The 14303-nt window shown below is 60.8% G+C and carries 11 protein-coding genes; 8 read left to right on the forward strand and 3 right to left on the reverse strand.

What is annotated here, in order from left to right; translation table 11 throughout:
• Positions 1 to 80 precede the first annotated feature (80 nt).
• Positions 81 to 1280, reverse strand: coding sequence for a BMP family lipoprotein (locus IPK17_RS31790; protein ID WP_343421753.1), 1200 nt, complete (start codon positions 1278 to 1280; stop codon positions 81 to 83).
• A gap of 181 nt (positions 1281 to 1461) precedes the next feature.
• Here IPK17_RS31790 and IPK17_RS31795 point away from each other — a divergent pair, with 181 nt between their 5' ends.
• The 3 genes from IPK17_RS31795 to ndk all read left to right on the forward strand — a co-directional run bounded on the left by IPK17_RS31795 (position 1462) and on the right by ndk (position 8692).
• On the forward strand, positions 1462 to 6036 hold the full coding sequence (locus IPK17_RS31795; RefSeq protein WP_343421754.1) for a tetratricopeptide repeat protein: 4575 nt from the start codon (positions 1462 to 1464) through the stop codon (positions 6034 to 6036).
• A 12-nt stretch (positions 6037 to 6048) separates the two neighbouring features.
• Positions 6049 to 8157, forward strand: coding sequence for a hypothetical protein (locus tag IPK17_RS31800; RefSeq protein ID WP_343421755.1), 2109 nt, complete (start codon positions 6049 to 6051; stop codon positions 8155 to 8157).
• A gap of 79 nt (positions 8158 to 8236) precedes the next feature.
• Positions 8237 to 8692 (forward strand): nucleoside-diphosphate kinase, encoded by a 456-nt coding sequence (ndk, locus tag IPK17_RS31805; protein WP_343421756.1) that lies wholly within the window; start codon positions 8237 to 8239, stop codon positions 8690 to 8692.
• Positions 8693 to 8772: 80 nt separating this feature from the next.
• Here ndk and rsfS read toward each other — a convergent pair whose 3' ends face one another.
• Positions 8773 to 9120 carry a ribosome silencing factor gene (gene rsfS / locus IPK17_RS31810; RefSeq protein ID WP_343422584.1) on the reverse strand — a complete coding sequence of 116 codons (348 nt, stop codon included), beginning with the start codon at positions 9118 to 9120 and terminating at the stop codon, positions 8773 to 8775.
• A 91-nt stretch (positions 9121 to 9211) separates the two neighbouring features.
• On the opposite strand from rsfS, the gene IPK17_RS31815 reads away from it, so the two are divergent.
• From IPK17_RS31815 to IPK17_RS31835, 5 genes are read left to right on the forward strand one after another with little or no spacing between them, the layout of a single operon-like run.
• Entirely contained in the window at positions 9212 to 10126 is a 915-nt protein-coding gene (locus IPK17_RS31815) for an RluA family pseudouridine synthase (protein ID WP_343421757.1), read from the forward strand.
• Positions 10127 to 10168: 42 nt separating this feature from the next.
• Positions 10169 to 11005: a carbon-nitrogen hydrolase family protein gene (locus tag IPK17_RS31820; protein ID WP_343421758.1), complete on the forward strand. Its 837-nt coding sequence runs from the start codon at positions 10169 to 10171 to the stop codon at positions 11003 to 11005.
• A 9-nt stretch (positions 11006 to 11014) separates the two neighbouring features.
• Complete coding sequence (locus IPK17_RS31825) at positions 11015 to 11608, forward strand: mechanosensitive ion channel family protein (RefSeq protein WP_343421759.1); 594 nt, start codon at positions 11015 to 11017, stop codon at positions 11606 to 11608.
• A 6-nt stretch (positions 11609 to 11614) separates the two neighbouring features.
• Positions 11615 to 12019 (forward strand): DUF3052 domain-containing protein, encoded by a 405-nt coding sequence (locus IPK17_RS31830; protein WP_343421760.1) that lies wholly within the window; start codon positions 11615 to 11617, stop codon positions 12017 to 12019.
• Positions 12016 to 12600 carry a ComEA family DNA-binding protein gene (locus IPK17_RS31835; RefSeq protein ID WP_343421761.1) on the forward strand — a complete coding sequence of 195 codons (585 nt, stop codon included), beginning with the start codon at positions 12016 to 12018 and terminating at the stop codon, positions 12598 to 12600. Before IPK17_RS31830 ends, IPK17_RS31835 begins: the two co-directional genes overlap by 4 nt.
• Positions 12601 to 13035: 435 nt before the next feature.
• On the opposite strand, the gene IPK17_RS31840 is transcribed toward IPK17_RS31835, so the two are convergent.
• Complete coding sequence (locus tag IPK17_RS31840) at positions 13036 to 14295, reverse strand: DUF2382 domain-containing protein (protein WP_343421762.1); 1260 nt, start codon at positions 14293 to 14295, stop codon at positions 13036 to 13038.
• Positions 14296 to 14303: the final 8 nt, after the last annotated feature.

Below are 14303 nucleotides of genomic sequence, written 5' to 3' on the forward strand. Positions count from 1 at the left end.
GTTGCGTACTGAATGCGTAGGGGCAAGGCGTCGCCTTGCCCCTACCTGTTGACCACAGAAGCGTGGATTAAGCACCCGACTTATTCGCTGGCGCCGACCATGCCTTCGAGGATTTGCGGCAGATACCACACATCCAGCGGGTCAACCAACTGACCAGCAGCGGCGAGTTCCGTGCCGTCCTGCAGGTTGATCGGGCCGCTCCACAGCGCGAAGCTGTTCGGCACGAATGGGTTGGTCGCGTACGCCGCGAGATCGGCAATGAACGAGTCCAACTGCGCGCTCTGTTCTTCGGTCAGGCCGGGGCCTTTGACGAAACCGACCGCGGACGTTTCGGGGTTATTGATGTCTGACCAATCCGGCCCGACCCAATCCCAGCTCGGCGACCATGTGCCGTCCTGAACGGACTGAATCACGGCCGTGTAGCTCGGACCCCAGTTGAAGTACGGCACGCCGAGGCAGACATCCGGCGCAATATCGCACGCGCCGATGAAATCGTAGGGCACAGCCCACACGGTTTCGCCCTGCGCCGCCCGCTGACCGGCAATCGTGATCGCTTCGGTCGTGTCGATACCACTCAGGACGACGTCCGCGCCGCTGTCGAAGAAAGTGTTGGTTTCTTCAGTCGGGTCGAGCGTGACGCCAGGGATGTTGAACCAGAAGCCGATCCACGTTACGGTGAACGTGAGATCATCCGGGTTGCCACCCTTGTAGTGTTCGTAGCAGTAGCGCGCGCCGAGGTAGGCCGACGACGCGAAACGACGGGTTTCACCGTTGATCAGCGGCCCAAGATAGCCGATGCTGCCCGTTTCGGTCGCGAGACCAGCGGCGCACCCGGCGATGATCTTGCTCCACTCGGCCTGACCCATCAGGTTGCCGACATTGGCGGGCGCTTCACCCGTCAGGTAATTGTCGCCGGAAATATTGATGAACGGGACATCGGGGAAGGCGGCGGCGACGGCGTCCGTATCTTCTTCAAACGCATCGGAAGTCGTAAAAATGACCTGCGCGCCCTGATCAACCAGCTCGGTGGCGACATCGAGCAGGGTGGTTTCCGGCGCATCAGCCGGGTTGAGGCTGGGGAAGAAGATCATGCGGGAACCGGGCACATGTTCCTGAACGTACAGACCGGCTTCATAGTGCGCTTGACTCCAGCCACGATCGTTTTCCGGCCCGACGAGCACGAGACCAAAAACGAACTCATCTTGCGCGAATGCGGGAGCGACGGCCAGCGCAACGAATGCGAGGGCGGCGATGACAAAAAGTAAACCTTTTCGGTGCATCTGATTGCCTCCGTGTATTAAGAAAACTGCCTAAGAGTTTACCGGGCGTTGCAATGTCGGCAAGGGCTACATGTACCAATTTCCTGATTTGATTTTCGCTACGATCTGCCTAAATCAAGTATGTTTTTATTGATTCGTGTTATGCTTTAGTCAGCAGGTTTACCCGCGTATGGGATAGAGTATGTCTGAAATTAGCCTAAGAGACTATCTAGCCAAGCTGGACAACCTCTTAAACGCCAGTTCTGCGGACGAAGTGATTCAACACTGTCGTCACATCCTGCAATACTTCCCCAAGAATGTTGCCGCTTACCGGTATCTGGGGCGGGCCTTGGTGGAGAATGGGCGTTGGGAAGAGGCGACTTCGGCGCTGCAGCGCGTGTTGAGCGTGGTTCCCGATGATTTCGTCGCGCACGTTGGTTTGAGCGAGGCGATGGAACGCACGAATCACCCCGAAGATGCGATCTGGCATCTCGAACGCGCGTTTGAGCAGCATCCGGCGGATAAGAATATTCTTGAACAACTGCGCCTGTTATACAGCCAGCACCACGGCGTTGAAAATGCGAAAATTCCGCTGACGGCGGTCGCAGTGGCGCGGCAGGCGTTGAAAACTCAGAGTTATGTGCAAGCGGCAGACACCTTGCGCGGCGCGCTTTTGCGCTCGGCGCAGCGCGTCGATTTGCGCTTGTTGCTGGCCGAAGTGCTGTGGGAAGCGGAGTTTCGGCTGGAAGCGGCAGAACTCGCGATGGATGTGCTCGAAAAGCTCCCCGACTGCCTGAGCGCGAATCGCATCATGGCCCGGTTGTGGCTGACTGAAGGCCGCCCGACGGACGCGCAGCGCTACATTAATCATCTGGAATCTGTCGATCCGTATCTGGCGGTCGAACTGGTGACAGGCGAGCCGGTCGAAGATAACGCTTTCCGCCTCGAAGAACTGGATTTCCGCAGCGCCGCCAAAAGCGCCGTGGTCGCGGAAGACAACCCCGACTGGTTGGCGGGCATCACCACGCCGACTTCCGGCGCGACGACCCGCACGGCGGAATTTGAAGCCCTGGCGCACGACCCGCCCGCTGATGATCAGTGGGATCAATGGGTGAGCGCCATGCTGCAAGGCACGCCCAAGCCTGTCGAAAAGCCCGCCCCATCTCCCAAGCGCGAATGGCCGGAAGCCGAGCAGCCAACGCTGGATTCCGGGGAACTAAACCCCTTTCATGTGAATTCAACTGGCGAACTCGACGAGATCGACACCATCTTTCAGACGGGGACGTTTGGCGAGGAATCGGGGTTTGAGACTGAAGACCCGATGGCGTGGCTGCGTGAACGCGGGCTCGAAATTGAAGAAGACGCCGAAGTGCTCTCCCCCGCCGCGGCGCTGCTCAGCGACACCGACGACGAATTCGTGATGCCGGAACCCGACGATCCGACGGCGTGGATGGGACGCTACAATCTCGAAATGAGCGATGAGCCGGATAATTTGTTCGGCGATGATGAACCGCTGACGTCTATCGGTTCGCCGGATTTGTCCGACGCGGACGACAGCCTCGATTGGTTGACTGCCGCGGCGCCCACCGGACAGCCCGCCGAGGACGATGACAGCAGCGCGCTCCTCGATTGGAGCGAGGAGCCGGCTGCCGAACCGCCGCCCGTCACGAATACGCTCGATGCGTCTGCGGAATCACCGCGACCGCGCCGCGGCCTGACGGCGATGTTCAACGATGCGAGTTTCGACTGGAACCTCCCAACCGCGACGGAAGACGAGGCGGATGATGAGTGGAGCGCCCAGTTTGACGACAAGAAGAAAGCGTCTGCCGTCACGACGACCAATCCCGATTGGTTGAGCGGCCTCGACGATGCCGGATTTGGTCTCGATATGCCCGATACGGGGACACTCACATGGGGGAACGAAGTGCCACAGAGCGGCGGTGATGAAATGCCCGACAATACATCTGGGTTCAACGCAGACGCAAACGACAATGACGATGCTTTCTCGTGGATGGATGATATGGACGGGGCGTCCTCGTCCGACGATCAACCTGTGAGCGCCGAAGTCCCCGATTGGCTGTCCGAACTGAAGCCCGCTGACGAAGCTGGCGGTTCATCGGATGACTCAGACGAGAATGATCTCGGCTGGATGAGCTCAATCAGCGGCAGCGATGATGATGAAGAAGCGAGCGGTGGCATCGACGAAGAATTCGCGTGGATGGACGAGACGTCCGAAGAACCCGCCGCCACGCCAACGGATTCACCCGATTGGCTGGCCGCAGCGGCGCCTGCTGCTCCGGCGACCAGCACCGCTGACGACGCGTTCGACTGGATGAACGGCATCGACTTCGGCGATGAATCTGCGAAGAGTTCTGAACCTGTGCCCGACTGGTTGAATGAAACCGAGGCGAGCATCGATTTTGAAACGCCCGCCGATGTTCATGCGACGGGATTGTTTGACAACGAGCCCGCCGCGACCACCGCGGATGATCCAAGCTGGATGAGCGAATTTGGCGATTTCGCCGCGCCCGCTAACCCGGATGCGGATTTCCCTAACACTGACGCGCCGGAAGCCGCGCCCGACTGGTTGAGCGATTTGGAAGCCGCTGCCCCGCCAACCGCGACTCCCGCTGCTGCGGATGTCAGCGGGTTGGACGATGATACGAGCTGGATGAGCGACTTCGGCGATCTGCGGCAGGAAGTCGAAGCGGAGTTCACGCCGCCCGTACCCGTGGCCGAGACCTCGCCGAACTGGCTGAGCGAATTCGAAGCGGAAACGGGCGCCGAGCCGACCGATGAATCGGCGGATGATTTTGGCCTCGATTTTGAAGACGCCGTGGCCACGGAAGAGACGCCGGATTGGCTGAGCGAGATCAAGCCGAAGACCGCGCCCGTCGCCGATGACCTGAGTTGGATGGATGCGATGGCTGAGGCGAGCGCGAGACCCAGTGAAGCCGCGCCTGCTGCCGAGTCCACCCCCGACTGGTTGAGCGAACTGGAACCGGAAGCGACTGCGGATGATGAAGATGAATTCCCGGTGGCGGATGCTGTTCTGACCGATACGCCCGATTGGTTGAGCGCACTGGAACCGCAAGCCGAGCCGGAAGCCGATGAGGAATTCGCGCTGGACGCGGAAGCTGAGGCTGTCGCCGATACGCCCGATTGGCTGAGCGCGCTGGAACCGCAAGCAGAAGTCGAGCCGGAAGCCGACGAAGAATTCGCGCTGGATCCAGAAGTTGAGGCCATTGCCGACACGCCGGACTGGTTGAGCGCGTTGGAACCACAAGCGGAGCCAGAAGCCGACGAAGAATTCGCATTGGACGCGGAAGCTGAGGCGGAGACGCCCGATTGGCTGAGCGAATTTGCGCCTGTCGCGGAAACCCCCGCGGAGACGGTCAGCGCGCCTACCAGCGCCGCCGACGATCTCAGTTGGATGGACGCCTTCAGCGATGACCCGGTCGAAGAGGAAGCGCAGGCCGAACCCGCCGCTGAAACCTCGCCCGACTGGTTGAGTGAATTGGAACCTGAAGCCCCGGCGGTAACCGAAGTCACGGTTACCGAGACGCCGGATTGGCTCAGCGAACTTGCACCCGAGAGCGAACCCGCCGTCGAGTCGGCGGTTACTGCCCAAGATGCCGATTGGCTGGGTGAACTGAGCCTCGAAGCTGATGCGCCCGCTGAACCCGCCGCTGAAGCAGCTCCCGATTGGTTGAGCGAACTGGAACCGGAAACTGAAGCCGCCCCAGCGCAAGCTGAAGTCGACACGCCGGATTGGCTGACGGAAACTGAACCGGAAACGTGGCCGACACCCCAGGCTGAACCTGTGGCGGAAGCCGAGGCCGACTGGCTGACCGATCTGGGTCTGGAACCCGCGGCAGAAGCTGAAGTCGAACTTGAGGCCGAAGCTGAAGCGGTCGCCGCCGATGGCACGCCCGATTGGTTGAGCGCGCTTGATCCGGGTGCGGACAGCGAACTTGAAGCTGAACTCGACGCCCAGCCCGCGGACGAGGCCGATGTCGATTGGTTGCCTGAGCTGAATACGCCCGCGACCACCGAATTTGACGCGTTCAACATGCCGTTGAGCGAAGTCGATGCCATGTCCGCGCCGACCTCCACGCCGAACGCCGAAATCGACTGGATCAGCGAGCTGGAGCCAGAAATCGCTACCGAAGACGAAGACGCCGCCGTGCCCGCTTCCGCCGAAGAACTCGCGTCGCTGTTTGACGCTGAACCGGAAGCCGAAGCGCTGCCGGACGCGCCCGAAACCGCCTTTATGGCGGACGAGAGCGCCTTTGACGCGGACATTCTGCCGTACACACCGGATGACGCGGTGATCGCGGCGACGCCGGAAGAAGAATTTGCCGCCGCTGCTGTGCCTGCCGAAGACGTGATCCCCGTGCTGGATGCGGAGGCTGTCCCTAGCGCGGTCACGGAACCCGATGTTATAACTGAACACAGTGATGCTGAGGCGGATAACACGCCGGATTGGTTGAACGCGATGGTCCCCGGCCTCGATGTCGACTATGCGCCGACCGAGACCGTCGAGGAAGAGACGCACGAGGTGGAAGAAGCGTCTCCGCGTGAATTTGCGTGGCTGAACAATATGGTTGATGAGGAATTGGCGGAAGCGGCATCGTCGTTCACCTTTAGCAAGACGCCCGCTTGGTTAGACCGACTGATTCCCCCGGCACAACCTGCCGCCCCTCAGCCTGACGAGGATTTCCCGGACTGGGTATCCGACGACGATGAAGCCGATTTGCCGGAATGGTTGCGTTAACGAGGTGGTTTGATGGACAACATGCCAGATTTTGACAAGATGTCGCCGGAAGAGATCAATAAATGGCTCGAAACACTGGCGAAACGTCAAGGCGCAACCGAGGGGCTCGTCTCATCTGCTGACATGGACATTGCCGAAATTGACCCGAACAGCGTCGTCATCGACGAACCGGGATATGTTCCCTATGGGCAAGAAGGCAAGATGGAGCCGATCAAGCCGGGCGTGCCGAAAGCCGCCGCGCCGCCACCTCCGAAGCCCGCGCCGGAACCGGTCAAGCCTGTTGAGCCGCCTGCGGCTGAACCGCAGCGCCCGGCCGCCCGTGTGATCACACCACCGCCGACCGCGGCTCCGCTGCGTCCGGCGACCTCTGCGCCGCCTGCACCGCCTGCGCAACCGCCGACTGTGCAGCAGCCCGCGCCCGCGCGTCCCGCCGCTGCGCAGCTTCCGCCCGCTCCCGCCGCGACCCGGTCTGCACCGCCCGCGCAAGAGGGTGGTTTGGCGTGGCTGGAAAGTCTGGCCGGTGGCAACGGTGGCGAAGATGACAGCCTGTTCAATCTCGACCTGTCAAACCTCTCGACCGAAGACTCGACCCCTGCCGCCGCGGCGCCCGAAGCGGGCAGCTCGCTTTCATGGCTGGAAGACCTCGCCCGCACGCAGGATGATCCCTTGGCGCAGCCCGCCCCCGCGCGCGATCCGTTTGGTGGATCGGACTCGGTCGAATGGCTGGAGTCGCTGGCACGGCGTCAGGGTGCGGATACCGAAGAACTGCTCACCCCGGCACAGCTCGATATTCCCATGCCGGAACTGAACGAAATTGAAGCGCCCGGGTATGTCGCCTTCTCGTTTGACACACCGCCCGTGACGAATAATCGGGCGCCCGCGCCGACTTTGAGCGATCCGTCCGATTTCCTGAGCAGCCTGGCCGACGATGCGCCCCCCGCGCCGCCGCCGGTGGCCCCGGTTGCGGAAGACGAGTCCGGAGACGAGATGTCCATGGACTCGATTCAGCGGGCGCTGGCCGATGGCTCGGTCACCCGGGAACAGATTCAGGTGCTGTTCGAGGCGAAGGTTGACGAAATCGTCAATGAGCCGGATATGGTCATGCCGGAGCTGGATGAAGAACCTGCGCTGGTGCCTGCCGAACTGCCGGATTGGCTCTTGGAACAGATGGGCGGCGCACCCGCTGAACCGCCCGCCGCACCGCAGCCGACCGCCAGCCTCGACGCGTTGTTCCCACCCACGCCCGTATCGGAAGATATGCCGGACTGGTTGAAAGAAGAAGCCGAGCCGGACGATCAGCCGATGGACTTCGGTTCCCTGTTCACGGAAACCGCGGAACCAGTGGCGCAGGTGGCCAGTGCACCGGCCGCTGGCGTTGAAGTCGACCCGGATGACACGTGGGCCGAAGCCTTTGACCTTGAACATCAGGCGGGCACGATTGACGTAGCCGAAGTGCCAGACTGGTACGAACGGAATGTAAGCGACCCGGCGCGGATTGCCGCCGTCGAAAAGCTGGAACAGCAGGACGACGAGCTGATCGATGAGCCGCTGCCCGCTGAAGATTTGCCCGTGGGCGAAGCACAGGGCCTGCCGTCGTGGATGGCGGGTACCGAACTCCCGGTTGCCGCCGAACCGGAAGTGGTCGAACTCGCGCCCGCGGAACCGGCCTTTGCGGACTGGCTCTCCGAACTGGAGAACCCGGAAGCGGTCGAAGTGCCAGATTGGCTCACCGAAACCGCCGCCGATCTCGAACCCGCCGCGTTCACGTTTGAACCGGAACCCGAGCCGGAACCGGTCTATGTGCCGCCTGTGGCGCAGCGACCTGTCCCGCCGCCGACCACCGCCGCGCCGCTGATCCCGCGGGCGCCGGTCAGCGCGGGAGCGCTCCAGAGCGCGCGCGACCTCGAACAGAGCGGCGATCTGGAAGGCAGCCTGAGCGAATACGAAGGCTTGATCCGCGCGAGCGTCGATATCGACACCGTGGTGGCCGACCTCGAGCAGATGGTCAAATCGTACCGCACCGTCCCGGCGGTGTATCGCGTGCTCGGCGACGGCCTGATGCGGCAGGGCAAACTGCAGGACGCGCTCAACACTTATCGGGAAGCCCTGAATCAGCTATAATCAGCAGCAGACTTACCAGAACGGGTCACAATGACCCGTTTTTTGTGCCCAAAGCTCAGATCATCGAGGAGTTTTAGCAGTGGAACGTACACTCATCATTGTGAAGCCGGATGCCGTGCAGCGCGGCCTGACCGGGGAAGTCATCCGCCGCTTTGAAGCGCGCGGTCTGCGCATCGTCGGTATGAAGTTTATGCAGGTGTCGCGGGAATTAGCGGAAAAGCACTACGCCGTGCATCAGGGCAAGCCGTTCTTCAACGGTTTGGTCGACTACATCGTGTCGTCGCCCGTCGTGGTGATCGCGCTGGAAGGCACGAATGCCATCGAAGCGGCGCGCGGCACCATCGGCGCGACCAATCCGGCGAAGGCGGGCGCGGGCACCATCCGTGGTGATTTCGGTCTGGAAATTGGCCGTAACCTCGTGCACGGTTCCGACAGCCCGGAAAACGGTCTGGTCGAAATCGCTAACTTCTTCACCGAAGCGGAACTCATTTCGTGGGGTCGCGTCACCGACCCGTGGATTTTCGAAGGTCGCTAAAAGGCAGGACTGAGGATTGAGTGCCGAGGACTGAGTTTGCTGCTTGCTCAGTCCTCAGTCCTTTAACCTCAGTCCTATCACTACTGAATACTCAGCAGCACATTCGCTTGACGCCAGAAACTTTCCAGATTGTAAAACTCGCGCTGGCTTTCCCCGAAGATGTGGACGATCACATCACCGTAGTCGAGCAGCATCCATCCGCTGGTATGCTCACCCTCCGTGGAGTGGGGGAGCTTGCCAAACTTGGTTTTGATGGATTCGCGGACATTTTCGGCCAGGGCGCGGATTTGGCGGTCGCTCGTCCCCGTGCAGATCACAAAGAAATCCGCAATTACGGTGTCCGGGCGTAAATCCAACAGGAGAATGTTTTCGGCTTTCTTATCCTCAACGGCGTGAACAATTTCGCGGGCTAAATCTAACGCTTCCAGAGAATCGACTCCTCACGATCACTCAAACAGGTTAGTATTCATTGTATCATAGTTCACCTTTCGGTCAACGTTACTGTATAAAAGGCTTGTAATGTCTCAACACATCGAATTCACGGTGAAAACGGCAGGCGAACGCCTCGACAAACTGATCGTCGCGCACGTCGGCGACCGCCTGACCCGCTCGCAGATTCAAACGCTCATCCGTGAAGGGCATGTGCGCGTCAACGGCGAGATCATCAAACCCGGCATCAAGCTCAAGGGGGGCGAACGCATCATTGTCACGGTGCCGCCCGCGCCGCCTGATAAGACGGTCGAACCAGAGCCGATTCCGCTGGTGGTGCTCTACGAAGATGCGGATATCGCCGTGATCGACAAACCCGCGGGCATGGTCGTGCATCCCGGCGCGGGCAACGAGACGGGCACACTCGTCAACGCCATTCTCGCGCGCTACCCGGAAATCGCCGAGATGGATTACTCCCCCAAGCGGCGCGGTATCGTGCATCGCCTCGATAAAGAGACGAGCGGCCTGATCCTCGTTGCGCGCCGCGCGCCCGCCCTGCAGCGCTTAATGCGCCAATTCTCCGCGCGTACGGTCGAGAAGGTCTACCTCGCGCTGACCGAGAAAACCCCTAAGACGAACCTGGGACGCATCGACGCGCCGATTGCCCGTGATCCGAATCAGCGCAAACGCATGAAGGTTACGCGCGACGGGCGTCCTGCCATCAGCGAATTTCAGGTTGTGGAACGCTTCAAAGATGGCAAAACACTCGTTTCGGTCAAGCTGCTGACCGGGCGCACGCACCAGATTCGCGTGCATCTGGCCTTCATCGACTGCCCGCTGGTCGGCGATAAGGTCTACGGCTTCCGCAAGACGCGCTATCACCGCCAGTTTCTGCACGCCGCCAAGCTGTGCTTTGATCATCCGCGCACCAAAGAGCGCCTGTGCTTCGAGTCGCCCCTGCCGCCCGAACTCGAGGGCTACTTGGAGAATTTGCGCCGGGCATAGTACAATTTAAGTCGAATCGCTTAACGCTCATAAGGAAATTCCATGCGCGAAGTTTCTGTCGCTGTTGTTCAGATGAGTCCTAAGCTCGGTGAAACTGACGAAAATCTGATCAAGATGTCCGACATGATCAGCAAGGTGGCGACCGCCCAGCGCGTCGACCTGATTGTGTTCCCCGAACTGATCACCAGCGGGTATGAGTTGGGCTTACGCTTTACTGAAAAGGCGCAGCGTGTTCCCGGTCCGACGGTCAACCTGATGGCGCAGCGCGCCAGCGAATACGGCGTGTATATCGCCTTTGGCATGGTGACCAAGGAAAAAGTCGAAAGCGTGCTCTACAACTCGGCGGTGCTGGTGGGGCCGGAAGGCGATGTCGTCGACGTCTACAACAAAATTCACCTGCGCGGCGAAGAACGCATGGCCTTCCGCGATGGCTACCAGATGCCCGTGATCGAGACGGAAATCGGCTCGATTGGCCTGATGGTCGGTTACGACCTCGCGTTCCCGGAAGTCGCGCGCGCGCTCACGCTGGATGGCGCGGAAATTCTGTGCGTGCTGGCGAACTGGGAAGCGTCCGATGTGGACGCATGGAAGACCTTCATGCGCGCTCGCGCCTACGAAAACGCGGTCTTCATGGCCGGGTCGAACCGTGTTGGCGAAGACGTGACCATGAGCTTCGGTGGTGACAGTATGATCGTCGGGCCGCGCGGTGACATCTACGCGACGATGGCGGGCGATACCAACCCGGACACGGGCGCGCCGAATGAGGGCTTTGTCGTGGCGCGCATCGACGTGGATGAAATCCGCCGCAGCCGCGAAGAATGGCAGTTGATCCAGAACCGCCAGCCGACCGTCTACAAGTCCATCGTCCGCCGCTACTAAACTGATACTATGCCCACCGAGACCATCGAGACCGCCGCGCAAGTCGTCGCGCCGACGTTAACCGAACAGATCATTGGCTTTATTCCGCAGCTTTTGCTGGCTCTGGTGATCTTCATTGCCTTCTGGATTGTGAGCATTCTGTTCCGCGCGACCGTACGGCGCTTTGGGAGCAAAACGCGGCTCGATGACTCGGTGCTGGATTTGATGACGCAGGTGATTGGCCTGACGATCATCGTTTCCGGCCTGTTGACCGCGCTCGGCACGATTGGCGTGGATGTCTCCGCGCTGGTCGCCGGGCTGGGGATCACGACGTTCGCCGTCGCCTTCGCGCTGCAGGACATCATCGGCAATTTGCTCTCCGGCATCCTCATCCTGATGTACCGCCCCTTCCGGCGCGGCAATTACATCCGCGTGGGAGCGCATGAGGGCATCGTGACCGATATCGACCTGCGCTACACCACGCTCCAGACGGAGACGCAGCGCATCCTCGTGCCGAATCGCACGCTGTTCCAAGAATCGATCATCGTGAGCAACAATACGCCGACCTTCGCGTCGATGCAGCCACCGCCGCCGCCGCCGCGTCCTGCCCAACCTCCGCGCTGACGTGCCATGACCGACGCGGCAGGGTATTCCAAACGGTCACTGCTGGACAAGCTTGGCGTCAAACCGGGCATGCGGATCGCGTTTGTCAGCGCGCCGGAGACGTACACGCCGGGGTTGCTTCTGCCTGATGTCGAGATCAGCCTCGATCCGCCGCTCGACTTGATTCAGTTGTTCGTGCGCGATTACGCGGCCTTCGACGCCGATTTTGAGCGCCTTGCTGCGCTGCTCAAGCCGAATGGGATGCTGTGGGTCTCGTGGTATAAGAAGTCGGCGGGCATCCCCACCGATTTGGACGAAAACATCATTCGCGACTATGGCTTGGCACACGGTCTGGTCGACGTCAAAGTGATCGCCGTCGATGCGCAGTGGTCGGGCCTGAAGTTCGTCTATCGCCGCAAAGACCGCCCATGACCACCGCACCCCGCCTCTCAATTCTCGCGTTCGCGCTCCTCATCATCACGTTGATCGGGGGCGCGGTGCTGCTGCTCACCACCCGGCCTGAACCTATACACATCGTCATCGAACCGCCCGTGCCGACGCCGACCGCGACCACGCCCGGCGAGATTCAGGTGTATGTGACGGGCGCGGTCAACCAGCCGAATCAGGTGATCCGTTTGCCGTATAACAGCCGCGTCAGTGATGCGCTCGCACTGGCTGGCGGAACAACGGCCAACGCCGATCTGACGCGCGTCAACCTCGCCGCCGTGCTGCACGATGGCGATCAGGTCCATGTGTATGAAATAGGGGCAGTCGAAGCCGACGCTGATACCAGCATCATCGCGACGCCGCAGGGTGGGGCACGGGTCAACGTCAACACGGCGAATCTCGATGAACTGATGACGCTCCCCGGAGTCGGCGAAGTGCTGGCGCAGCGCATCATCGACCGCCGCGATCAAGTGGGGCGCTTCACAAACATGGCCGACCTCGACGCCATTGAAGGCATCGGGGAGGCGCTCATACAGCGGCTCGAACCGCTGCTGGAGTTTGATTAGACGATTTACCGGATCGTCGTGGCAAGGCGCGCGGATAGCTCTGCAAGATAACGAACACTTGGTTTGGAAGCGGCGGATGCAATTCATTGCGTCCCTACGAAAAATGGTGCTTGTGTAGGGACACGATTGAGAGGGCGTCCAATAAGGTTGTTATGTGTAGGGACGAGGCATGCCTCGTCCTAATTTTTAGAGAAATATACAGTGGACAAGGCATGCCTTGTCCCTACAAAAACCTTTTGCATCAAGATAACTGTGCGCTTTTAAGACTCCCTTTTGATCGCTCTCGCAAACCCCAAAACCGATCAGTCCGCTACTTGCGCACAGATTCAGCTGTGCTTTTCCAAACGAACAGGGCAGACCACTTGGTCTGCCCTGTTTATTGCCCTGATGTTCCCCTCTCCACCCGGAGAGGGGGTAGGGGGTGAGCTTAACTCACTAACGACCGCGCACGCGATCCCACGCTTCGCGGATGCTGTCCTTGAAGCGTTCCCACGTGTTGGGGTTGCGTTCTTCCCAGTAGCGGCGGGCTTCCGGTTCCAGCCGATCCCAATCGTAATCGCCGTAGCGATCCGTGGTGGCCAGCGTGTAACCGTAGCGGTACGCCGGGGTGTACTGGTCGAACGTGTAGCCGCTCGACGCGTAGTTGGTGTCGTAGTGCGTGTGGAAATCGGTCTCGTAGTCAGTGTACGGGCGATAGGTCATGCCGGACATGCCCGTGCGTCCCGTCGTTTCCGCGTTTTCGATTTCCACATCGGTACGGCGCACGGTATCGCGCACCATTTCGGTGTGTTCTTCCACTTCCTTGCCGACCACGACTTCTTCGACCACGCGCGCCTGCTTCTGCACGACCGGTTCTTCGCGCCGTTCCGTGACCTCAATGGTCTGTTCGCGGAAGGCGTTGAGATCATTCGGATCTGCCGGGCGATCCACGGGGTGGCGTTCGACCGTCACGTGTTCGTCGCGCAGATGCACTTGTTCTTCGACCGGGGTTTCGCGCACGACGGAGCGCACCCGCGCCACGCCTTCTTCAACTGTGCGCTTGCCCACGTTCAGTTCTTCTTCAACCACGGGCAGGCTGACCTGATCACCCGCATCGACATTGCGGTTGGTCGTGCCCATGCTCGACTGCTTCTGACCGCTGCTCAGGCCACTCGTGCCCGTCGTCAGGCCGCTGGTGTCGCTCGACAGCGAACTGCCACCGAAGCGGTCGCTCACATCAATCGGGTTGTAGCGGTTCATGATGTCCTGCGCGCGCCCGACATACGTGTCGTCGTCGAGGCTGACGGTCACGAGCGTGCCGCCACCGCGCAGACCTTCGTTATAGTAGCCGGCTTCGTCTTCCGACATGCCGAGGTCGATCAGGCTGGCCGCGATGCCACCCGTCGCCGCGCCGGCTGCCGCGCCGATGCCCGCCATGAGCGCTGCCGCGAGCGGACCTGCCGCCAGAACTGGCCCCACGCCGGGAATGAGCGCTACGCCCAAGCCGATCAGCGTGCCGACGACGGCGCCAAAGCCGGCGCCTTCACCTGCTGTCACATCGTCTTTGTCCGTTTTGAGCGCCGAGCCCATGCTGCCACTGGCATCATTGGCCACCAGGCTGATGTCTTCGCGGTCAAAGCCCGCGGACACCAATTCTTCTACCACGCGCCGCGCGGTATCAAAGTCATCATAGAGCGCTACTACTGTATGTGCCATCTTCGACT

This window comes from Candidatus Flexifilum breve (assembly GCF_016713355.1).

Excerpts from the sequence above, each read along its gene's own strand:
- IPK17_RS31790 (WP_343421753.1), bottom strand. The coding sequence starts at position 1,280 with ATGCACCGAAAAGGTTTACTTTTTGTCATCGCCGCCCTCGCATTCGTT.
- IPK17_RS31795 (WP_343421754.1), top strand. The coding sequence starts at position 1,462 with ATGTCTGAAATTAGCCTAAGAGACTATCTAGCCAAGCTGGACAACCTC.
- IPK17_RS31800 (WP_343421755.1), top strand. The coding sequence starts at position 6,049 with ATGGACAACATGCCAGATTTTGACAAGATGTCGCCGGAAGAGATCAAT.
- IPK17_RS31815 (WP_343421757.1), top strand. The coding sequence starts at position 9,212 with ATGTCTCAACACATCGAATTCACGGTGAAAACGGCAGGCGAACGCCTC.
- IPK17_RS31820 (WP_343421758.1), top strand. The coding sequence starts at position 10,169 with ATGCGCGAAGTTTCTGTCGCTGTTGTTCAGATGAGTCCTAAGCTCGGT.
- IPK17_RS31825 (WP_343421759.1), top strand. The coding sequence starts at position 11,015 with ATGCCCACCGAGACCATCGAGACCGCCGCGCAAGTCGTCGCGCCGACG.
- IPK17_RS31830 (WP_343421760.1), top strand. The coding sequence starts at position 11,615 with ATGACCGACGCGGCAGGGTATTCCAAACGGTCACTGCTGGACAAGCTT.
- IPK17_RS31835 (WP_343421761.1), top strand. The coding sequence starts at position 12,016 with ATGACCACCGCACCCCGCCTCTCAATTCTCGCGTTCGCGCTCCTCATC.
- IPK17_RS31840 (WP_343421762.1), bottom strand. The coding sequence starts at position 14,295 with ATGGCACATACAGTAGTAGCGCTCTATGATGACTTTGATACCGCGCGG.